Raw genomic sequence first — 20961 nt, forward strand, 5'->3', positions numbered from 1 at the left:
ACATTGCAATTGAGCAGTGTTTTTTATTTTTCATAAATACCAGGTAATTCGTGTGCTATAATTTTTACATTATATAGTTTGGAGGCCTATTTGTGTCAGTCTTTTTTTCAAGTGTTTCGGGAGTTTTAATTATTCTAATTATGGTAGCAATTGGATACATATTGGCCGAAAAAAAGTGGTTTGATGAAAATTCAACTTTGCTGTTATCTAAACTAGTAACGCAAATTGCTTTGCCAGCATACATGGTTACGACGATTATGCGTGATTTTTCGGCGCACGAGTTAAAAACATTATTGCCAGACTTAAGATATCCAGTGATATCAATGCTGATTTTGTTTGCTTTATCATTTGCAGTTTCAAATGCGCTACGGATAAAAAAAGCCCATCGCGGTCTTTTTTCATCAATGTTTTTCAATTCAAATACCGTTTTTGTGGGGTTACCCATTAACTTAGCTTTATTTGGGGATAAATCATTGCCATATGTCCTAGTTTATTACATGGCAAATACCACGTTCTTTTGGACGCTAGGAGTATATTTAATCCAAAAAGATGGTATGGGAAAAGTTAAAATCAATGTTTGGTCAACAATAAAAAAAATATTTTCACCACCATTAATGGGATTTGTCGTCGGCGTTATTTTTGTGATGCTGAACGTTAAATTACCAGCCTTTATTATTAGTGATTTAGATTATATTGGTGGACTTACGATACCACTGTCGATGTTATTTATCGGAATTTCTGTTTCAAACGCTGGAATTTCTCGAATGCGACTTGATCGTGATTCATTAGGAATTATTTTAGGACGATTTATCTTTTCACCGATCTTAATGATGCTGTTAGTAATCCCAAGTCAGATGTCAGATTTAATGAAGCAAGTATTCATTTTACAATCCGCAATGCCTGTCATGACCAATGCACCAGTTGTTTCGAAGTTATATGATGCTGATGCAGATTACGCCGCAATAATGGTAACAGAGACGACGTTGTTAAGTATTATTGTGGTACCAATTTTGATGGTAATCATTAAAACAATGATTTAAAAGGAGTATGATAGGGTTATTGACCATATTTGGTTTAGATTGTATGACAAATATATATGGCTGATGCAGATGTTTAATCTGGTATCAGCCATTATTTTATTGCATAAGAGAATAGGGAGATTATTTTGAAGAAAACATGGTTATACATTGCATTTTCAACGGTCCTTTTTAGTTTGATGGAAATTACCCTTAAGTCATCTGGTGGAGCATTTAATCCGATTCAAATTAATTGGATTCGATTTACAATTGGTGGGATTGTCCTGTTACCATTTGCAATTCATTCATTGCGCATGAGCGATATGATGTTACATTGGTCTGATTTGAAATTATTTGCTCTAACTGGACTAATGTGTTTAGTAATCAGCATGACTTTATTTCAATTGGCCATTACATATGATAAGGCATCCACTGTAGCAGTAGTCTTTTGTTCTAATCCAGTGTTTGCGTTGATTTTTTCTAATTTGATTTTACATGAAAGGTTAGGTCGAGCTAATTTAATTTCGGTAGTTGTATCATTAATTGGATTATTAATTATTGTTAATCCAGCGCACTTAACAAATCCATTAGGTTTGACACTTTCAATTGCCTCAGCCTTGTCATTTGGATTGTATAGTATTATTTCGCGTTACGGATCAATTCGCCGCGGTTTTGATGGCATCACGATGACTTGTTTTACCTTTTTGGTTGGCTCCGTTGAATTGATGGCAATTATGGGATTCACTAAAATTCCGGTAATTGCTAGTACGATGAAGCAAGTTTCATGGTTAGAACAGTTTAGTGCGATTCCGTTTTTCAATAATGTTACGCCAGCGTATTTTTGGCTATTATTCTTCGTTGGGGTTGGAGTAACTGGCGGAGGATTTGCCTTTTATTTCATGGCCATGGAATTATCTGATGTTTCTACGGCATCGTTAGTATTCTTTATTAAACCTGCGCTGGCACCAATTTTTGCAGCACTATTATTGAGTGAGAGTATTTTACCAACCACAATTATTGGAATTTTAGTAATTATTGCGGGTTCATTAGTAGCCTTTTTAGGTAATAAGAAGCGGCAAAAAGTATAAAAACACATAAAGTTCAGAAAAAAGACATAAATTTTAGAAAAAATTAAAAAATACAAAACGTATAGCAACGGGGCTAAGGATAGTTTGTGCAATACTTCTGTAATATTTGTAAATAACTGTAACGCTATTGGCATTTTAACGAAATCTTAGCGTGTTAATATGTATCTCGTACAATAAATAAGACAAATAAAAAAGGCTATTCAAAGCCAAACAAACATACAGGAGATAATATGACTAAATCAGTAGCAACAAAAGCATTAATCAGTACTTTAAGCGCAGCAGGTTTGTTCGTTGCAGGAACACAAGTAGCAAACGCCGATACAATTAATATCGCAGCGGGCGATACAGTTTCAGCATACGCCGCTCAATACAACGTCTCAATCGATGACATCGTTAAAGCAAACAAGCTTGCTGATGCTAACTTGATTATTGCAGGTCATTCTATCGAAATCCCTGGTGCAACTAGCTCAGCTACTACTTCATCAGCTGTTGCCGATTCAACTGTTGCAGCTTCATCAGCCGTTGCTGATTCAACTGTAGCTTCTACAGATGCTACGTCAGCCGTTGCAGCATCAAGCACAACTGATACAACCACTACTGCAGCACCTGCAACCACTACTGCAGCACCTGCTTCAGCTGGATCATCATCAGCCGTTGCTACTGCATTATCAATGGTTGGAGTACCTTATGTATGGGGTGGAACTACACCTGCAGGATTTGATTGCTCAGGACTTGTTCAATATGCTTATGGTTTATCACAACGTACAACTACTGAACAAGCTACAATCGGTGCCCATCATTATGATGTAACTAATGCACCTGCTGGCGCACTTGTATTCTGGGGATCAGATTCAGCTCCATATCACGTAGGTATCTCACTTGGTAATGGTCAATATGTTGCTGCTCCAGAACCAGGACAATCAGTTAAGACTGGTAGTATGCAATACTACATGCCTTCATTCTACATCAACATGTAATTAAATTTTAAAGAGTCTTCGGACTCTTTTTATTTTGGAAATTAAAAGAACATCCTAATTTAAATTGGGATGTTCTTTTTTGGTTATACACAACCTAATCATGAGGTTGGTTAATTTTTACTTATTGCGAGTGTTATAATGAGTTGTTAAAGAGAGGTCAATCAATGGTTAAATTAGTTATTACACGACATGGTGAAAGTCAGGCAAACCGCGATAATGTGTATACCGGTTGGTCTGATGTTAAACTTACTCCAAAAGGGATTGAACAGGCTCACTTGGCAGCTGGGTTAATTAGAAATTTAGATATTCAATTTTCTGATATCCATACGTCGTTTTTGCAACGTGCAATTACGACGTCCAACTTAATTTGTGATGAAATTGGGCAATCGTATTTACCAATTCATAAAACGTGGCGCTTAAATGAGCGTCATTATGGTGCTTTACGAGGGATGAATAAGGACGATTCAAAGAAGCAATTTGGAGTTGAACAAATTGCCAAATGGCGTCGTGGGTATACCGCATTACCGCCGCAATTGACGATTCGAGATCACGAGCGACGATATGATGAACTAGGAGTTAAAATTCCGTTGTCAGAGAGCTTAGAAATGACACAGAAGCGATTATTGCCGTATTGGAATGATGTGATTGCAGGAAAACTATTAGATGGTAAAAATCAATTGATTGTCGCACATGGTAGTTCTCTCAGAGCGTTAATTAAATATTTAGATGACATTCCTGATGATGAAATAAATACGGTTGAAGTTCCAAATGGTCAACCAATTATGTATGAATTTGATGAGCAATTGAAGGCTATTTCTAAAATAATTTTAAAATAAAAATAGTGGGTTACTCCTAATTGGATGGAGTAACCCACTATTTTTTAAATACTATTTAATTATGCCAAGGCGCCCATTGGATCCCAAGGCTTAAGGGTTGTTGGAGCTTCAGTTTGTGCTTTTAATAAGTTTTCAGGTAAGAATTTTTTATTAACCACAATTTGGTAACAATATTCATCAAGCCAAGCATCAGTCATGACGAAATATCCTTTAGTACCAACTTTAGGTCCCCAAGAGTTTTCGACCTTCCATTTAGTTGGTTGGTCATTAACTAAATCGACACCCGTCAACACCATTGCGTGGGTCATCAGGCTTTCACCATAATCAAGCCGTTCTGCTTTGCTCATTGAAAAGTCGGTATCAAATAATTCGCTTTTACCGTAAACGTTTAAGTCCATAATTCCTTGTTGACGTTCTGAACTTTGACCAACATCACAGCCGAACCAGACGCTCTCGCCGGCTTTAAGTTGAGCAATGGCTAATTGTTTGAATTGTTCAATTTCAACATTTAGATGTTTAACTGCGCGACCACCAACGACATTACCTAGCATATCAACGGTATAGGTTTTGTTATATGGCTTATCATCAGTGGGTGAATTAATGATTGAGACATAATCATCTAAATTCCAACCAACATATTTTTCAAAGAAAGATTTAGGTGTTAAATCTTGGTCCAAATGATATTGCTTGTTGTCATCGCGATATTCAAAATCAAACTTAACCGGTGGTTCGCCGAATGTATAAGCCAACATACGATAATTGTCAGTCATCATTTGATTACGAGTATCGTCAATTTCTTTTTTGCTACTATTATTAGCTACTAGTTGACGAAGAGTAACAGCATCCTTACGAAGCTTTTTATTTAAAACGGTATTTATTTCATTTGATTTAGATGAACTATAAGTTTCTGGCATGGCAGATTGAGGAACAATCCCATATTTTTCAATTAAGGCACATAACATATCCCATTGGCCGCCATCTTGTTGAGGGGTTGCCATTAAGAATGCAACTTCGCGACTATCAGTTGCTTGGTCGGCCGTATTTAATACATTTTCATAGAAATAATTGGCTTTTTCAAATTTATCCCAGAAGAAAGTATAAGCTTGGGATAGTTCGAATTTTTTTAGACCTAATTTAGATGCCATATCGTGGCGCATGGTATTTAGAGCGGCAAACATCCAGCAACGACCAGATTGTTTTTGATTGGCAACGTCACCAGTATCTAAATCGATTGAAAAAATGGGGGCTGATTCGACAGCTGAATGCCAGTCATAACTGCTGGCAAGAATTCCGTTTTTAGTTACTGCACGTTCAAGAACTTTTGCTTGTGGTGTGTTAGCAAAATCTTGTTGATATTGAGCTAATTTTTCTTGATTAATTTCAAAACTCATTCAGGTCACACTCCTTTAATATTTATCCTTTATTGTAGCGCATGTTGTGGGAAACGGTCCATTTTTTACTCATTAATTAATAATTGCTGATATTCAGGATGCTTAGCAAATTCTAATTTTGCGAATGGATCCAACAGTTTAACGGTTAATTTTTGGTGAATTGCATGTTTAACAAATTCAGCAACTAGCAGTGAACCAAATCCTTGCTGCTCAAATGTAGGATTAATAAAGACGTGCTCTAATAACACGATGTCGTTGTTAATCGTTGGAAATAAAATTTCACCAATTAATTGGTGTGAATCATCATTTAAAGTGATTCGAGAAATGTTGTAGTTATACTGCATTTATTACACCAACTTTCTAAAGGTTAACTAAAATTTAAACGATAATCCCTATGATTGTCAATGCAACCTGATAAAGTAGTATCAATATATTTTTTCGTATCTTATAATTAAGAGTAAATAATAGATGAGGTGAAATTTATGTTACGCGGATTTCAAGTAGTTTCGTTCAAAGAAAGCCAAAAGATCAACTTACCGAAACGTCAAACTAAGCAAGCTGCCGGATATGATTTTGAAAGTGCAGAAGATTTTGTTGTGCCATCAATCTGGAAATTAAATTTTGTGAAAATAATCAAAGGAATCTTGAATAGTCTACAACTATCAAATCAAGATTATGAAGATGCTAATAGTGCTTTAAAACCGGTCTTAGTACCAACTGGTATTAAAGCATACATGCCAAAGAATGAATTCTTAATGTTAGTGAATCGTTCAAGTGGTCCATTAAAACGTCGTTTGATTTTACCTAATGGGGTCGGGGTTGTCGATGCTGATTACTATAATAATGAAGCGAATGAGGGGGAACTCTTTTTTCAATTAATTAATTATGGGGTTAAAGACGTGGTAATTAAAAAGGGAGAACGAATTGGCCAAGGTATTTTTATGCCATTTTTAACTGCCGACGATGAAGAACAACCACAGAGTGATCGCGTGGGTGGCTTTGGGTCTACCAAGAAATAAATTAAGTAAAACGGGAGGAGTTTTAATGGCAAAAGCGAAAACAGTATATGCCTGTTCTAATTGTGGATATAGTTCACCGAGATTTTTAGGCCGCTGTCCAAACTGTGGCGAATGGAATACATTAGTGGAAGAAAAAGTTCAACCAGAATCAGCGCAAAGTCGTTCACGGATTACAATTGAAGGTAATAAAACCAAACCAACCAAAATTAGTGAAATTCATGCGGAAAATACGCCGCGGGTCCAAACCAAAATGCCTGAATTAAACCGCGTTTTAGGTGGTGGGATTGTGCCCGGATCATTAATCTTAATTGGTGGGGATCCGGGGATTGGTAAATCAACCTTATTATTACAAGTATCAGGTCAACTAAATCAGACTGGCGGAACGGTGTTATACGTTTCTGGAGAAGAAAGTGCTACGCAAATTAAAATGCGGGCTGAACGTTTAGAAGTGACAGGTGATCAATTTTATATTTACCCTGAAACCGATATGCTTAGCATTCGATCAACAATTGAAACGATGAAACCAGACTATGTAATTATTGATTCTGTCCAGACGATGATGGAACCAGATGTGACCTCTGCAATCGGGAGCGTTGCCCAAATTCGTGAAGTGACAGCGGAATTAATGCAAATTGCTAAAAGTAATAATATTACGATTTTTATTGTTGGGCATGTAACTAAGGGTGGAGCAATTGCCGGGCCGAAGATTCTGGAACATATGGTAGATACGGTGCTCTATTTTGAAGGTGACTTACATCATGCCTACCGAATTTTACGTTCAGTTAAAAATCGATTCGGATCAACCAATGAATTAGGAATTTTTGAAATGAAAAATGGTGGCCTGTATGAGGTTGCTAATCCATCAGAAATATTTTTAGAAGAACGCCTAAAAGATGCTACTGGTTCAGCAATTGTAGTTTCAATGGAAGGAACTCGTCCAATGTTAGTGGAAATTCAAGCATTGGTGACACCAACAGCATTTGGTAACGCGCAGCGAACGGCTAGCGATTTGAATCGCAATCGAGTGTCATTATTAATGGCTGTTTTGGAAAAGCGAGCTAATCTAATGCTCCAAAATCAAGATGCCTATTTAAAAGCTGCTGGTGGGGTTAAATTAGATGAGCCGGCGATTGATTTAGCGATTTCAATGAGTATTGCTTCAAGTTATCGTGATAAAGGAACGCGTCCAACTGATGCGTTTATTGGCGAAGTTGGGTTGACTGGTGAAATTAGACGAGTTAATCGGATTGAAGAACGTGTAGCTGAAGCTCGCAAGCTTGGTTTTAAACGAATCTTTGTACCTAAAAATAATTTACAAGGATGGACACCGCCAAAGGGAATTCAAGTCATTGGTGTGTCAACACTTGTCGAATCACTTAAACTTGCGTTAGACTAATCAGATAGGAGGGAGGTGTAATTATGAGAAAACATATTATTAGATTATTATTTGTTATTGTCGGAGCTGCACTAGGTTTTTATTACTTACCATTATTTTGGCATGTGACAGGAATTACTTTACCCGGTATTGGGTTATTATTTAGTGATATCTTGATTGGTGCAATTATTTTCTGGTTGCTGTCATTGCCACTTGGGGGATACATTGAACGGTTAGTTAATCGGACAGAAACATATTTAACAAAGCAAAGTCCGATTTATTTATTGTTTGGAAGTTTTCTAACTATTATTGGGTTAGTGCTAGCAGTATTAGTTTCAACACCGCTATGGAATTCACATGTACCAGTGTTAAATAATGTGGTGCCGATTATTTTAATGGTAACGTTTGGTTATTTAGGATTTCGAATCGGAACTACCCGGTTGGATGATTGGCGAGCATTATTGCAAACGAAACGTTCAAAGGGAACGCCCGAAACGGATGCTGAATCTGGTAGCGTATTATCTAAACAAGATGCCAACTATCATCACTACAAAATTTTGGATACGAATATTTTAATTGATGGTCGAATTTATGACATTGTCAAAACTGGATTTATTGAAGGAACGTTGTTAGTGCCCAATTTTGTTTTATATGAATTACAATATATTGCTGATTCGAGTGACAGTATTAAGCGAGTTCGTGGTCGTCGTGGTTTAGATATTTTAAATAAACTACAAAGCGAAAAAATTGTCCCTATTGAAATGTATGAGGGTGATTTTGAAGACATTCCCGAAGTTGATAGTAAATTAATTCGATTAGCCAAAGAAGTCGATGGTGTAATTGTCACGAATGACTATAATTTGAATAAAGTAATTCAATTCCAAAATGTTCAGGTAATGAATATTAATGAATTAACTTCATCATTAAAGGCCCGAGTATTACCAGGTGAAACGTTGAATGTGATGGTAGTTAAAAAAGGAACTGAACGACAACAGGGTGTGGCTTATTTAGATGATGGAACGATGGTGGTTGTTGAAGATGGTCGCTACTATGTAAATGATCACATTGAAGTTGAAGTAACGAGTGCACTGCAAACTGATTCTGGTCGGATGATTTTTGCACGTCCGGTACATTCAACTAAAAACATTAATGATAAGCATACTGATACAAAAAAATAGCACTAGTTAATTGATTTTTTTCTTAAGACTTGTAAACTAGTAGATGGTTTGAAAAAAGTAGATAGTGAAATTCACTATTAAATACATGAAAGAGGCGTAAAATTTTGGCTAAAAGCAAAATCCGAGTACGATATGCACCAAGCCCAACAGGACATTTGCATATCGGTAATGCGCGTACAGCGTTGTTTAATTACTTGTATGCACGACACAATAAGGGAAAGTTCATCATTCGTATTGAAGATACTGATACTAAACGAAACATTGATGATGGTGAACGTAGCCAATTAGATAATCTTAAATGGCTAGGATTGGATTGGGATGAAGGTCCTGATATGGGTGGCGATTTTGGCCCTTATCGTCAATCTGAACGTAAAGATATCTATGTTGATTATATTAACCAGTTACTTGAAAAAGGATTGGCTTACAAATCATATCGTACAGAAGATGAATTAGAAGCTGATCGTGAAGCTCAAAAGGCCCGCAAAGAAATGCCACACTATGTGTATGAATATGCCGGGATGGATGAAGGTCAAATCGCACAAGCGCAAGCAGATGCTGAAGCTAAAGGACTTGAAGCGGTAGTTCGTTTCCGAGTACCTGAAGGGGCAACCTATGCTTGGGATGATTTGGTTAAGGGAAATGTTTCCTTTGAATCGAAAACTATTGGTGGCGATTTCGTTATTCAAAAACGTGATGGAATGCCAACTTATAACTTTGCGGTTGTAATTGATGATCATTTGATGGAAATTTCACACGTTTTCCGTGGGGATGATCATGTAGCTAATACACCTAAACAATTAATGATTTATGAAGCATTTGGTTGGGAAGCCCCTCAATTTGGTCATATGAGTTTAATTATTAATTCTGAGACTGGTAAGAAATTGAGTAAGCGTGATGAATCAGTACTTCAATTTATCGAACAATATCGTGAATTAGGCTATCTTCCAGAAGCAATGTTAAACTTTATCATCTTGCTTGGCTGGTCACCAGTTGGTGAAGATGAAATCTTTACTCGTCAAGAATTCATTAAAATGTATGATGAAAAACGTTTGAGTAAATCACCAGCTGCCTTTGATGGTAAAAAGCTTGAATGGGTTAATAATCAATACATGAAGAATGCTGATGAAGATGCTGTCTTTGATTTAGCATTACCACAATTAATTGAAGCTGGATTGCTTGAAAAACATGCTGATCCAATGACAATGGAATGGACTCGTAAATTGATTAGTTTATTCAAGCGTGAAATTAGCTACGCCGCTGAAATTATTCCGTTTGCTAAGCCTTTCTTCCATGGACCCGCTGAAATTAATGAAGAAGCTAAAGCTGAATTGGCTGAAGATGATGCTTTAACTGTTTTGAAAGAATTCCGTGCTCGAATTGCGGATGTTGATTATTTGAACACGGTTAAAGTACTAAAGACAATTAAGAGTATTCAAAAGGATACAAAGATTAAGGGACGTAAGTTATGGATGCCAATTCGAATTGCGATTACGCATGAGATGCATGGTCCAGAACTTCCAGAATCAATTGAACTAATTGGTTATGAACAATCAATTAAGAACCTTGATGAAATGATTAAAGAATTAAGTTAAAACTATTAAAAAATCCAAATCGTCTAATTGACGGTTTGGATTTTTTTAATTTTATTATGATAGGTTAGTTAAAATCATTAGGGTCAGCAGAGGCAGGTCCCATATTATCCATGTCACTATCGCGATAATCCCACCATTCATCGATATAACCGACGAATCCAGCTTCAAGCATTGCTTGATTTAAGATTTGGTAATTATGTTCTTGATAAGGTTTTCGTGAATAACTACGTTTGGCTTTAGGACCAAATTCATCAAATTCACTTTGCATGGGAAGATTAGTACCATCTGGTTCACAAAGGGTTACATCGAACGTTACGCCTTTTTGATGGCTTGAATTAGGATCTGGTGGTAAAACCCATTGTGGATCAGGATAAACTTCAAATAACTGTTTTTGTGCCGTTACGGGACGATAAGCATCCCAAATTTTTAATCGTAGATCAGCTTTTTTAACTATTGAACTTGCGACAGCTAACTTTTTAGCTGTTTGAGAACGAGCGATTGCATTTGTAAAATTATAAATAATTTGTCCGGTGAAATTATCGGTGGTTGCATACTTTAAATCGACGAAAATTTCTGGATCAAGACTTTGAACATTAATGAATTCTGGATTCATTATTATCATCCTTTCTTGAAAGGGCTTTCAATAAAAAAGAGTATAAAAAAAGATGGCGGGAGCCATCTTTTGAGGAGTATTACGAAAATCTTGGGGGATTTCGTAACTATTTTTCGGTTACTATTGGGAGGAGTAATTGAAAAATATAGGTTTGTAATCACAAAGAATCACTTCTTCATAACCACAAGATATATAATAACACGTATTTGTGAAAAATGTATGCTTTTTTTGAAAATAATTTAAATTATTTGGAAACCATGTTTTTGTATCTAATTATTAATGTGGTAAAATACTATTACTAACGATGTTTGAGGGGATAAATGGATGCTGAAAATTTATAATACTTTAAGTAGAAAAAAAGAAACTTTTATTCCAATAACTCCTGGAAAAGTAAAAATGTATGTTTGTGGACCAACTGTTTACAATTATATTCATATTGGCAATGCACGAAGCGCGATTGCGTTTGATACGATTCGCCGGTATTTTGAGTTCAGTGGCTACGAAGTTAACTATGTTTCTAATTTTACAGATGTTGATGACAAGATGATTAAGGCAGCCGATGAACAAGGGATTACAGTGGCACAACTCGCCGATAAGTTTATTGCTGCTTTTATGGAAGATACTAAATCAGTAAATATTGAGCCAGCAACAACGCATCCACGGGCAACCGAAAATATTCCTGAAATTATTGAATTTATTAAAGACTTAATTGATAAAGACTTTGCCTATGAAGCGGATGGGGATGTCTATTATCGAACTCGTAAGTTTGATAATTATGGTCAGTTATCCGATCAGTCAATTGATGATTTAGAAGTTGGTGCGAGTCAGCATGTGAATGCGCATGAATTTGACAAGAAGGAAGATCCAATTGATTTTGCTTTATGGAAAGCTGCGAAACCAGATGAAATTAATTGGGATTCACCTTGGGGCAAAGGACGTCCAGGCTGGCATATTGAATGTTCAGTCATGTCGACTAAATATCTGGGGGATACTTTTGATGTTCATGGTGGTGGTCAAGATTTAGAATTTCCACATCATGAAAATGAAATTGCTCAAACTGAAGCTAGAACGGGTAAAAAATTTGCTAATTACTGGATGCACAACGGCTTTGTAACCGTTGGCGACGAGAATGAAAAAATGAGTAAGTCACTCGGTAACTTTGTGACAGTTCATGATATTATCAAAAATATCGACCCACAAGTACTGCGTTTCTTTATGGCGACAACCCAATATCGTCATCCAATTCAATATAATTCACTTAATATTCAAGATGCTCAAAATAACTTAGCACATATTCAAACTGCATTTGAGAACTTAGATTATCGGTTAAAAGATGGTCTTGATGGTAATGATGAAGTTAAAAATGATATCAAAAACTTTATTGATCGTTATCAAGCCGCGATGGATGATGATTTTAATGTTCAAAATGGAATAGCAGTTGTGTATGAATTAGTTAAATATAGTAATGTATATTCTGAACGCAAAGTAGTAAAAAAAGCATCGATTGAATTACTACAAACAACAATTCAAAGATTAGTTGCAGTATTTGGAATTAAACTTAGTATTGAAGCGTTAGATGATGACGAAATTATGAAGCTAATTGCACAACGTGATCAAGCGCGTGTTGATAAAGATTTCGCTTTAAGTGATAAAATTCGGGATGCTTTAAAAGCAGATGGCATTATTATTGAAGATACACCAAATGGAACCCGTTATAGGAAGGAATAACATGGCAAAAGTAGATTATCAACAAATAAATGGGATTGCGTTAGCCTATTTGGGTGATGCGGCATATGAAGTATATGTTCGAGAACATTTATTAAGCAAAGGTTATACTAAACCAACTAAGTTACATCATACAGCCACACATTTTGTGTCGGCCAAAGCACAAGCGGCTTTAATTGATTTGATGAAGCACGATGAATTATTGAGTAAAGAAGAATGGGATTTCTTTAAGCGCGGACGAAATGCGAATAGTCATACGCATGCCAAACATACGGATGTGTTAACTTATCGAATCTCAACTGGATTTGAAGCATTAATGGGCTTTTTAAAATTAAGTGAAAATAATGCTCGTTTAGATGAAATTGCAAATTGGTGTATTGAACAAGTTGAAGCAGGGAGAACAGAATGAGTGAAGAACAAAAAGAATCAACTGATTTTATCATTGGCCGTCATGCCGTTACCGAGGCTTTAAAGACAGATCAATCAATTAACAAGTTATTCTTACAGGATGCGTTAAAATCAGATGGAATTAAGGATATTGTAAAGTTAGCACGAGATCGTGGAATTGTAATTTCAAATGTGCCAAAGACGAAATTAGATTTATTAACAGATCGTCAAAAGCATCAAGGAGTTGTATTAGCAATTTCTGCGTATCAATATGCGGAGATTGATGATTTATTTGCAAAGGCGGAAGCGGCAAATGAAAATCCCTTCTTTTTAATTCTTGATGAAATTGAAGATCCACATAATTTGGGATCAATCATGCGAACGGCTGATGCAGCAGGTGTTCACGGAATTATTATTCCAAAACGCCGGGCAGTTGGATTAACTTCAGTTGTTGCTAAAACTTCAACAGGAGCAATCGAACATGTGCCAGTTGTACAAGTTACAAATCTAGTACAAACCGTTAAAGAATTACAAAAACGTGGTGTTTGGGTCTTTGGAACTGATATGAACGGGACTGATTATCGTCGCTGGGATGCCAAAGGATCAAGTGCGTTGATCATTGGTAATGAAGGTAAAGGAATTTCTCAACTATTGAAAAAATCAGTTGATGAAATGTTAACTATTCCGATGGTTGGACATGTACAATCGTTAAATGCGAGTGTAGCTGCCAGTCTGTTAATTTATCAAGGATTTAACTCACGACACTCATTGTAAGAATCAAACAGGAAGGCTAATCGATAAGATTGGTCTTTTTATTTAATTTAAGAGATAAATTACTAGCAAAAAATTATTTGATTATAATGAGCAAATGATGGCTTTTGCTCATTGAATTTTTTTAATGCTCATCTAATATTCATAATTGGGTGTATAAATCGTTTAAAATGTATGTTAAACGTACGTTCGCTTGAGAACCGACTTTGTTTCTGTATATTTAGAAAATGAAAGGTATACTCGAAATAAATTTTGATACCTCAGGAGGAAACATGTACGAAGTAACTGCAAAACAGTTGATATCTGATACGGAATTAATCAGGCGGGCTAACGCAGGAGATTCAATCAGTTTTACAGCTTTATTTAAACGGTACTTACCGCTGGTTCGTAAGTTACAACGACAATATTATTTTAAGCAATTAGATCGAGATGACTGGGAACAAGAAGCTCAAATTGTTTGTTGGAAGATTATCAAAAAATTTGATGAAAATAATGGAGCTACTTTTGGCAGTTTTTTTAAAATTAGTTTGCGTAACCGAGCATTTGATATTCTGAGACGAGAAAAGAAAATTGAAAGTGTGAATCAATACTTTAATCAAGACGATGAAGCAGATAATGTGGTGGACTATTCACGTTCGCGACCAGATGATTGTGCCATTTGCCGAACTGAAGTGGATGAGTTTTTAACTTATTGTTCCTTGTTTGAACTTTCAGTCTTTGATTTAATTACTAAAGGTCATACTAAAACAGAAATGAGACGAATCTTAAATTGTGATGAACGAAGTATTGATGGTGCTTTAAATCGATGCCGTAAGAAATTGAAATTAGTTTTAAAGTAAAGCCAAGATTGTAGTGCTAGTTTGACAGTCACCGGTAATGCATGATAATATAACATGGATTGTGGGGTGGCTTTTATGGCCCATACTAAAGTAGCTTTAGCGTGTTCAGTTTGTGGTTCGCGCAATTATATAATTACAGCTAATCTTAATCGTCAAGAGCGATTAGAAGTTAAAAAGTTTTGTAAGTTTTGTGGAAAACACACGTTACATCGTGAAACAAAGTAGTGGGAGGAAAGTTAAACATGCATTTATTTAGATTTTTTAAAAATGTTGGTAAAGAAATGAAATTAGTAGTTTGGCCAACGGTTAAAGAAAATCGTCGCGATACAATCGTCGTCGTTTCTTTATCACTATTTTTCGTATTGTTCTTTGCGCTATTTGATTGGTTAATCGAATCTGGTTTACTCATTTTTGCTAAATAGTGTAGTCAAATGAACTTTCTTTTGATATACTTTGTTTGTTGAGGACTTCGTTTAGTGCGAAGTTTTTTTATTTTGTTTATAATTCCGACGTTAAAAAATAGGAGATATTTATTGTGGCTGAATCAATAGAAAAACAATGGTACGTATTGCATACTTATTCTGGATATGAAAATCGAGTTAAGAGTAATCTTGAATCTCGTGCTCAATCAATGGGAATGGAAGAATTCATTTATCGAATTGTTGTTCCAGAACAAGAAGTACGTGAAATTAAAGATGGTAAAGCTAAAGAATCTATCCAAAAGACTTTCCCAGGTTATGTATTAGTTGAAATGGTAATGACTGATCAAGCTTGGTATATCGTTCGTAATACTCCAGGTGTTACCGGATTCGTCGGTTCTCATGGTGGTGGATCAAAACCTACGCCATTGTTACCAGACGAAGTTGATTTAGTACTTCATCGTCTTGGCATGAGTGCTCGTCATCAAGACTTAGATGTTGAAGTTGGCGAAACGATAAAAATCGTTGAAGGTGCTTTTGCAGACTTAACTGGTAAGATTACTGAAATTGATTCAGAAAAGATGAAATTAAAAGTTAACATCGAAATGTTTGGTCGCGAAACTGCAACCGAATTAGATTTCGATCAAGTTGATAAATTACTTTAAAATTTAGTTTAGCATTGGTCATTGAACCAGTGCTTTTTTTATGGTAAACTTTAAAGGTATGTTTTTGACATACTTAGTGGGAGGGGCAAATCTAATGTCCCATCATTACCACAATGACCTAAGGAGGTTATGTCTCATGGCAAAAAAAGTAGCTAATGTTGTTAAGTTACAAATTCCAGCCGGTAAGGCAACTCCAGCGCCACCAGTTGGACCAGCGCTTGGACAAGCAGGAATTAATATTATGGGTTTCACAAAGGAATTTAATGCACGTACTGCTGATCAAGCAGGACTATTAATTCCCGTAGTGATTAGTGTATACGAAGATCGTTCATTCGACTTCATCACTAAGACACCACCCGCTTCAGTTTTATTGAAGAAAGCCGTAGGTGTTGAACACGGTTCCGGTGAACCAAACACTAAAAAAGTAGCCAAGGTTACCAAGGCTCAAGTGCAACAAATTGCCGAAACTAAAATGCAAGATCTAAACGCTTCTGATGTTGAATCAGCAATGCGCATGATCGAAGGTACTGCACGCAGTATGGGCTTTGAAGTCGAAGGTTAATATAACCGTGACAGTCGGGTACTTCATAAAAATGAATGTACCAAGTGGGAGGGAACTCCGTTTGACCACATTTTGCAAGGAGGAAAACACAAATGGCTCAAAATAGAGGTAAAAAGTACCAAGATGCCGTCAAGAAAGTAGATGCTGAAAAAGTATATACTGCTGACGAAGCTATCAACTTGGTTAAAGAAATTGATTTCGCAAAATTTGATGCAACTGTTGAAGTTGCTTTCAATTTAAATGTTGATACAAAACAAGCAGACCAACAATTAAGAGGTGCAGTCGTACTTCCTAACGGAACTGGTAAAGACCAAACCGTTGTTGTATTTGCTAAGGGTGACAAAGCTAAAGAAGCCGAAGCTGCTGGTGCCGACGTTGTCGGTGAAGATGATCTAGTTGCTCGTATTTCTGATGGTTGGCTTGATTTTGATGTTGCAATTGCAACACCAGACATGATGGCTCAAGTTGGTCGTTTAGGTCGTGCTTTAGGACCTAAGGGATTGATGCCTAACCCTAAAACTGGAACTGTTACTATGGACGTAACTAAGGCTGTTACTGAATCAAAAGCCGGTAAGGTAACTTATCGTACTGATCGTGATGGTAATGTTCATGTTCCAACTGGTAAAGTTTCATTTGATGCAGCTAAGTTGGCTGAAAATCTTAAGACTATCTCAGATGTAGTTATTAAGTCTCGCCCAGCTTCAGTTCGTGGAACATACATCAAGCATGTTTCACTTGCATCTACATTTGGCCCAAGTATTAATATTGATGTAGCATCACTTTAATCCTTGACTTTTCTCGTCAGATTGGTATACTATCTTAGTTCAATTAAATAATTCACCTAAGACTCAGGCGGCGCAAGCCATAATTATCACCTGCCGAGGAAGCTAAATTTCTTCTCTATGTCTAGGTGGACATAGGGATTTTTTATTAAATCCTACATCATTTTAAATTTTGGAGGTGAAAAATATGAGTGAACAATTAATCGCAAAGAAAGCAGAAACAGTATCAGCAGTTGCTGATCGTTTCAAGGCTGCAGAATCTGCTATCGTTGTTAGCTTACGTGGTTTGACTGTTGAACAAGACACCCGTCTACGTAAGGAACTTCGTGAAGCTGGCGTTTCATTATCAGTAATTAAAAATACTGTTTTGACTCGTGCTGCTGAACAAGCAGGATATGGCGACTTGAACGATGTTTTTGCAGGACCTAGTGCCGTTGCATTTTCTAATGATGATGCAATCGCACCAGCTAAGCTTTTGAAGAAGTTCTCAGATGAATTTGAGGCACTTGAAATCAAAGGTGGTATTCTCGAAAAGAGTGTTGCTGATCTTGAAAAGATCAATTTATTTGCTACATTACCAAGTCGAGAAGAATTACTTGCTACATTGGCATCAATGCTACAAGCACCTGTTCGCAACGTGGCTTATGCGCTTAACGCCGTTATTGAAAAGGGCGAAGACGCTGCATAATCTTAGTAATAAACAAAAAACACACACAATATTTGGAGGACAATATAATGGCTTTTGATAAAGACACAATCATTGCTTCATTAAAAGAAGCATCAATCTCAGACCTTAGCGACTTAGTTAAGGCAATCGAAGAAGAATTTGACGTTTCAGCTGCTGCACCAGTTGCAGTTGCTGGCGCTGCTGGTGGCGAAGCTGCTGCAGCTAAAGATTCATATACTGTAGAACTTACTGAATCTGGCGACCAAAAGGTTAAAGCTATTAAGGCAGTTCGTGAAATCACTGGACTTGGCCTTAAAGATGCTAAGGGTCTTGTTGATGCTGTACCTTCAGTTATCAAAGAAGACGTTAAAGAAGACGAAGCTAACGACATCAAGGCTAAACTTGAAGAAGTCGGTGGAGTTGTTACTCTTAAGTAATAATTTTTCTAAAAACAGCTCATCAATAGATGTGCTGTTTTTATTTACAGTAAAATAATTTTAAATTAAAATGGATGCCTATTGGCATCCATTTTTGTTAATGTTCAATATTTGAATCAGTTACCGTCGTGTGACGAAAATTTGCAAACCATATTTTTATATCTTTAAAGTGAACTTGTGGCCGACCAATCATAAAGCCAAGTGGTGAAACTTTGTAAAAGAACCAGGCAATCATAAATGAAACCATAATTACAGATAACCAACCAACTGGCAAGAGAATTAGTAGCATCCAGTCAGATAAGTTTGCTAATTTAAGCAACCACTCTAATAATAATAATCCAACGATTTGATCAAGATAAATACCGAAACTGATTTTAGCGCCGGTGCTAATTAGGTGTTCAAGAATCTGAGGCATTCCACGTTCACGCCACGCAGCGTATTGTTTGCCAATCCAAAATACTAGTGGGATTGCTACGGTATCAAAAACCATCATATATGGTTGATTAGCTGAATGGGCATGGTCACTAGAGAGGCCAAGGATATTTTGATTGAGAATTCGATAATAAGCAATCGTACCAAGTGATAAGATAATAAAAATTATTGTAATCGTACGAATATGATCATGAATGAAAGTGTTGATTGCTTCGTAATGTTGACTAGTATATGCACCAAAAATAAAGAAAAATTGATACGCAATAACGTTAATACTATAAGCATGGAACCAGTAAGGCCAGCTAGATGTATCAACGTACCAAAGCTTATATTTAATCAAGGTAGTTAACGCTAATTGGAAAACGAAGCTAATTACTAAAATTCGATTATGAGCATTGGGCCAACGGTGAAAAAGCCAAACGATTATTGGAAAAACAAGGTACAATTGCAATGTTACTAGTAGATAATACATGTAGTAAAGATCGCCTTGTAGGAGATGTTCCACATATTTGGCCAGCAAATTATTGGATACACTCGACATACCAACAAGCATTGGTAAGGTAAAAATAATAAAAGTCCAGATAAAATAAGTCCAGATACTACCGTTGAAACGCTTTTTTAAGAATCCTAACCAGTTATGGTTATCATAATAGTGCATTGTAAGGACTAAACCGCTCATAAACATAAAGCCCATACGACTGAAATGTACCATCATACGGACACTGATAAGACCGTAATAAGCTGAGCTATCAGAATTCATGGCGTCAGTAAAAACGTTGACGGTATGATTAAGAAGGACCCCAGAAATGAAAAGGATACGCATAAAATCAATTTCATATAGATAGCGTTGTTTCTTTTGGGTTGGGTTATGGTGCAAGGTAGATACCTCAATTTCCTAAATTATGATGAATGTTATTCATGATAGTTTAAAGTTGTGGTCGTTTTTGGTAGAAAAAAGTAGCTTAAAAGCTAACATTTTATGAAGATGTTGTGAATTTAACGTATTAGTCAATAATTAGCGTATTTTTAGCGGATATGAGTTTGTATGCTGACGATAACTATTTATATTTGAATAGATAATTACGCGTCTTAGAACGAAGTGATGTAATCCTAATGGATGCTGAATAAATTATGGTATAGAAAAAGCAATTTTGACAAAAATGTCAAAATTGCTTTTTTATGGTGCTTATTTTTCATTAGGATCAGTAATAAAATAATCATTTGTTTCCATGGCTTCAACTTCACCAAGGCGGTAACCATTACCAACTTGAGAAAAGAAATCATGATTGGCGGTTGATGTTGAAATACCATTCATAACGATTGGATTAACATCTTTAGCAGTATCTGGGAAGAGTGGGTCCTGGCCTAAATTCATCAAAGCTTTATTAGCATTGTAACGAATGAAGGTTAATACTTCTTCAGTCCAGCCAACCTTATCATAAAGAATTGAAGTATAGCGTTCTTCATTATCGTAAAGTTCATATAAGAAGTTATACATCCAGTCTTTCATGTCTTGTTGAGCATTATCAGTTAATTCTTTCATACCAAGTTGAAACTTGTAACCAATATAAGTTCCATGAACTGATTCATCGCGGAGAATTAATTTGATAATTTCAGCGACGTTATTTAATTTATTATGGCCAAGGTAATACAGTGGTGTAAAGAAACCAGAATAAAAGAGGAAGGTTTCTAAGAAGACGTTAGCTACTTTCTTCTTCAATGGATCAACGGCAGGATCCATATACATATTAGCAATCCGAATTGCTTTGTTTTGCAAGAATTCTTCAGTATCAGTCCAATCAAAAATCTCACTAATTTGATCAGGGGTGTTTAAAGTTGAAAAAATGGTTGAATAACTTTTTGCATGAACCGATTCCATAAATTGAATATTATTTAAGACGGCAGTTTCGTGTTGAGTGCGGACAGTTTGACGTAATGATGCCATTCCTTGCTCGGATTGAACCGTATCAAGTAATGTTAAACCACCAAATACGTGACCAACTAACCATTGATGATCTTCATCAAGTGTTCGCCAGTCATCCATATCATTTGAAACTGGAATTCTGGTATCTAGCCAAAATTGTTCAGTTAGTTTTTCCCAAGTTGCTTTATCAATGGCATCATTGACTTGATCCCAATTAACGGCTTTAAATTGTTTAATTTGTTTGAAATCAGACATTAATAATACTC

At 36.1% G+C, this 20961-nt stretch carries 24 protein-coding genes and 1 other annotated feature; of the genes, 19 read left to right on the forward strand and 5 right to left on the reverse strand.

Translation table 11 applies throughout. From position 1 onward, the window contains the following. Positions 1-92 precede the first annotated feature (92 nt). The 4 genes from FC70_RS01110 to FC70_RS01125 all read left to right on the forward strand — a co-directional run bounded on the left by FC70_RS01110 (position 93) and on the right by FC70_RS01125 (position 3917). Complete coding sequence (locus FC70_RS01110; protein WP_083478591.1) at positions 93-1040, forward strand: AEC family transporter; 948 nt, start codon at positions 93-95, stop codon at positions 1038-1040. 125 nt (positions 1041-1165) lie between these two features. Further along, positions 1166-2104 carry a DMT family transporter gene (locus FC70_RS01115; protein ID WP_057889201.1) on the forward strand — a complete coding sequence of 313 codons (939 nt, stop codon included), beginning with the start codon at positions 1166-1168 and terminating at the stop codon, positions 2102-2104. A 230-nt stretch (positions 2105-2334) separates the two neighbouring features. Further along, positions 2335-3081 carry a C40 family peptidase gene (locus FC70_RS01120; RefSeq protein WP_057889202.1) on the forward strand — a complete coding sequence of 249 codons (747 nt, stop codon included), beginning with the start codon at positions 2335-2337 and terminating at the stop codon, positions 3079-3081. A 164-nt stretch (positions 3082-3245) separates the two neighbouring features. After that, on the forward strand, positions 3246-3917 hold the full coding sequence (locus FC70_RS01125) for a 2,3-bisphosphoglycerate-dependent phosphoglycerate mutase (protein ID WP_057889203.1): 672 nt from the start codon (positions 3246-3248) through the stop codon (positions 3915-3917). Between the two features lie 59 nt (positions 3918-3976). Here FC70_RS01125 and FC70_RS01130 read toward each other — a convergent pair whose 3' ends face one another. Beyond that, positions 3977-5308, reverse strand: a complete 1332-nt coding sequence (locus FC70_RS01130) for a C1 family peptidase (RefSeq protein WP_057889204.1) — start codon at positions 5306-5308, stop codon at positions 3977-3979. A 65-nt stretch (positions 5309-5373) separates the two neighbouring features. Beyond that, complete coding sequence (locus FC70_RS01135; protein WP_057889205.1) at positions 5374-5652, reverse strand: GNAT family N-acetyltransferase; 279 nt, start codon at positions 5650-5652, stop codon at positions 5374-5376. Positions 5653-5790: 138 nt separating this feature from the next. Between FC70_RS01135 and FC70_RS01140 the strand changes: the two genes are divergently transcribed. From FC70_RS01140 to gltX, 4 genes are all read left to right on the forward strand, one after another. Further along, entirely contained in the window at positions 5791-6327 is a 537-nt protein-coding gene (locus tag FC70_RS01140) for a dCTP deaminase/dUTPase family protein (protein WP_057889206.1), read from the forward strand. A gap of 25 nt (positions 6328-6352) precedes the next feature. Then, positions 6353-7723 carry a DNA repair protein RadA gene (radA, locus tag FC70_RS01145; RefSeq protein WP_057889207.1) on the forward strand — a complete coding sequence of 457 codons (1371 nt, stop codon included), beginning with the start codon at positions 6353-6355 and terminating at the stop codon, positions 7721-7723. A 23-nt stretch (positions 7724-7746) separates the two neighbouring features. Then, the gene (locus FC70_RS01150; protein ID WP_057889208.1) at positions 7747-8880 is read left to right on the forward strand and encodes a PIN/TRAM domain-containing protein; all 1134 of its coding nucleotides are present in this window, start codon (positions 7747-7749) and stop codon (positions 8878-8880) included. 104 nt (positions 8881-8984) lie between these two features. Next, positions 8985-10472: a glutamate--tRNA ligase gene (gltX, locus tag FC70_RS01155; RefSeq protein WP_057889209.1), complete on the forward strand. Its 1488-nt coding sequence runs from the start codon at positions 8985-8987 to the stop codon at positions 10470-10472. A 64-nt stretch (positions 10473-10536) separates the two neighbouring features. Here the strand turns inward: gltX and FC70_RS01160 are convergent, their stop codons facing one another. Beyond that, entirely contained in the window at positions 10537-11085 is a 549-nt protein-coding gene (locus tag FC70_RS01160; protein ID WP_057889210.1) for a M15 family metallopeptidase, read from the reverse strand. Positions 11086-11409: 324 nt separating this feature from the next. Here FC70_RS01160 and cysS point away from each other — a divergent pair, with 324 nt between their 5' ends. From cysS to rplL, 11 genes are all read left to right on the forward strand, one after another. Next, on the forward strand, positions 11410-12813 hold the full coding sequence (gene cysS / locus FC70_RS01165) for a cysteine--tRNA ligase (protein ID WP_057889211.1): 1404 nt from the start codon (positions 11410-11412) through the stop codon (positions 12811-12813). A gap of 1 nt (position 12814) precedes the next feature. After that, a complete protein-coding gene (locus FC70_RS01170) occupies positions 12815-13219 on the forward strand; it encodes a Mini-ribonuclease 3 (protein ID WP_057889212.1) in 405 nt (134 codons plus the stop codon). Continuing rightward, positions 13216-13971, forward strand: coding sequence for a 23S rRNA (guanosine(2251)-2'-O)-methyltransferase RlmB (gene rlmB / locus FC70_RS01175; RefSeq protein ID WP_057889213.1), 756 nt, complete (start codon positions 13216-13218; stop codon positions 13969-13971). The genes FC70_RS01170 and rlmB overlap by 4 nt, the downstream gene beginning before the upstream one ends. Positions 13972-14240: 269 nt before the next feature. Next, positions 14241-14807: an RNA polymerase sigma factor gene (locus tag FC70_RS01180; RefSeq protein WP_057889214.1), complete on the forward strand. Its 567-nt coding sequence runs from the start codon at positions 14241-14243 to the stop codon at positions 14805-14807. 75 nt (positions 14808-14882) lie between these two features. Beyond that, positions 14883-15032, forward strand: a complete 150-nt coding sequence (gene rpmG, locus FC70_RS01185; RefSeq protein ID WP_057889215.1) for a 50S ribosomal protein L33 — start codon at positions 14883-14885, stop codon at positions 15030-15032. 17 nt (positions 15033-15049) lie between these two features. Further along, positions 15050-15229, forward strand: coding sequence for a preprotein translocase subunit SecE (gene secE, locus FC70_RS01190; RefSeq protein ID WP_057889216.1), 180 nt, complete (start codon positions 15050-15052; stop codon positions 15227-15229). A 113-nt stretch (positions 15230-15342) separates the two neighbouring features. Continuing rightward, entirely contained in the window at positions 15343-15891 is a 549-nt protein-coding gene (gene nusG / locus FC70_RS01195) for a transcription termination/antitermination protein NusG (protein WP_057889217.1), read from the forward strand. Positions 15892-16027: 136 nt separating this feature from the next. Continuing rightward, complete coding sequence (gene rplK, locus FC70_RS01200) at positions 16028-16453, forward strand: 50S ribosomal protein L11 (protein WP_057889218.1); 426 nt, start codon at positions 16028-16030, stop codon at positions 16451-16453. Positions 16454-16545: 92 nt separating this feature from the next. Next, positions 16546-17238: a 50S ribosomal protein L1 gene (gene rplA, locus FC70_RS01205; RefSeq protein WP_057889219.1), complete on the forward strand. Its 693-nt coding sequence runs from the start codon at positions 16546-16548 to the stop codon at positions 17236-17238. Between the two features lie 37 nt (positions 17239-17275). Next, positions 17276-17391, forward strand: a sequence feature (ribosomal protein L10 leader region). 31 nt (positions 17392-17422) lie between these two features. Next, complete coding sequence (gene rplJ, locus FC70_RS01210; protein WP_057889220.1) at positions 17423-17923, forward strand: 50S ribosomal protein L10; 501 nt, start codon at positions 17423-17425, stop codon at positions 17921-17923. A gap of 47 nt (positions 17924-17970) precedes the next feature. Then, entirely contained in the window at positions 17971-18339 is a 369-nt protein-coding gene (gene rplL, locus FC70_RS01215) for a 50S ribosomal protein L7/L12 (RefSeq protein ID WP_057889221.1), read from the forward strand. 97 nt (positions 18340-18436) lie between these two features. On the opposite strand, the gene FC70_RS01220 is transcribed toward rplL, so the two are convergent. Both FC70_RS01220 and nrdF read right to left on the reverse strand, forming a co-directional pair. Next, on the reverse strand, positions 18437-19648 hold the full coding sequence (locus tag FC70_RS01220; protein WP_057889222.1) for an acyltransferase family protein: 1212 nt from the start codon (positions 19646-19648) through the stop codon (positions 18437-18439). Positions 19649-19957: 309 nt separating this feature from the next. Beyond that, on the reverse strand, positions 19958-20950 hold the full coding sequence (nrdF, locus tag FC70_RS01225; RefSeq protein ID WP_057889223.1) for a class 1b ribonucleoside-diphosphate reductase subunit beta: 993 nt from the start codon (positions 20948-20950) through the stop codon (positions 19958-19960). Between the last annotated feature and the right edge of the window lie 11 nt (positions 20951-20961).

Source organism: Paucilactobacillus oligofermentans DSM 15707 = LMG 22743, assembly GCF_001434315.1.
Classification (GTDB): domain Bacteria; phylum Bacillota; class Bacilli; order Lactobacillales; family Lactobacillaceae; genus Paucilactobacillus; species Paucilactobacillus oligofermentans.

Excerpts from the sequence above, each read along its gene's own strand:
- FC70_RS01120 (WP_057889202.1), top strand. The coding sequence starts at position 2,335 with ATGACTAAATCAGTAGCAACAAAAGCATTAATCAGTACTTTAAGCGCA.
- FC70_RS01125 (WP_057889203.1), top strand. The coding sequence starts at position 3,246 with ATGGTTAAATTAGTTATTACACGACATGGTGAAAGTCAGGCAAACCGC.
- FC70_RS01130 (WP_057889204.1), bottom strand. The coding sequence starts at position 5,308 with ATGAGTTTTGAAATTAATCAAGAAAAATTAGCTCAATATCAACAAGAT.
- FC70_RS01135 (WP_057889205.1), bottom strand. The coding sequence starts at position 5,652 with ATGCAGTATAACTACAACATTTCTCGAATCACTTTAAATGATGATTCA.
- FC70_RS01140 (WP_057889206.1), top strand. The coding sequence starts at position 5,791 with ATGTTACGCGGATTTCAAGTAGTTTCGTTCAAAGAAAGCCAAAAGATC.
- radA (WP_057889207.1), top strand. The coding sequence starts at position 6,353 with ATGGCAAAAGCGAAAACAGTATATGCCTGTTCTAATTGTGGATATAGT.
- FC70_RS01150 (WP_057889208.1), top strand. The coding sequence starts at position 7,747 with ATGAGAAAACATATTATTAGATTATTATTTGTTATTGTCGGAGCTGCA.
- FC70_RS01160 (WP_057889210.1), bottom strand. The coding sequence starts at position 11,085 with ATGAATCCAGAATTCATTAATGTTCAAAGTCTTGATCCAGAAATTTTC.
- cysS (WP_057889211.1), top strand. The coding sequence starts at position 11,410 with ATGCTGAAAATTTATAATACTTTAAGTAGAAAAAAAGAAACTTTTATT.
- FC70_RS01170 (WP_057889212.1), top strand. The coding sequence starts at position 12,815 with ATGGCAAAAGTAGATTATCAACAAATAAATGGGATTGCGTTAGCCTAT.
- rlmB (WP_057889213.1), top strand. The coding sequence starts at position 13,216 with ATGAGTGAAGAACAAAAAGAATCAACTGATTTTATCATTGGCCGTCAT.
- FC70_RS01180 (WP_057889214.1), top strand. The coding sequence starts at position 14,241 with ATGTACGAAGTAACTGCAAAACAGTTGATATCTGATACGGAATTAATC.
- rpmG (WP_057889215.1), top strand. The coding sequence starts at position 14,883 with ATGGCCCATACTAAAGTAGCTTTAGCGTGTTCAGTTTGTGGTTCGCGC.
- secE (WP_057889216.1), top strand. The coding sequence starts at position 15,050 with ATGCATTTATTTAGATTTTTTAAAAATGTTGGTAAAGAAATGAAATTA.
- rplK (WP_057889218.1), top strand. The coding sequence starts at position 16,028 with ATGGCAAAAAAAGTAGCTAATGTTGTTAAGTTACAAATTCCAGCCGGT.
- rplA (WP_057889219.1), top strand. The coding sequence starts at position 16,546 with ATGGCTCAAAATAGAGGTAAAAAGTACCAAGATGCCGTCAAGAAAGTA.
- rplJ (WP_057889220.1), top strand. The coding sequence starts at position 17,423 with ATGAGTGAACAATTAATCGCAAAGAAAGCAGAAACAGTATCAGCAGTT.
- rplL (WP_057889221.1), top strand. The coding sequence starts at position 17,971 with ATGGCTTTTGATAAAGACACAATCATTGCTTCATTAAAAGAAGCATCA.
- nrdF (WP_057889223.1), bottom strand. The coding sequence starts at position 20,950 with ATGTCTGATTTCAAACAAATTAAACAATTTAAAGCCGTTAATTGGGAT.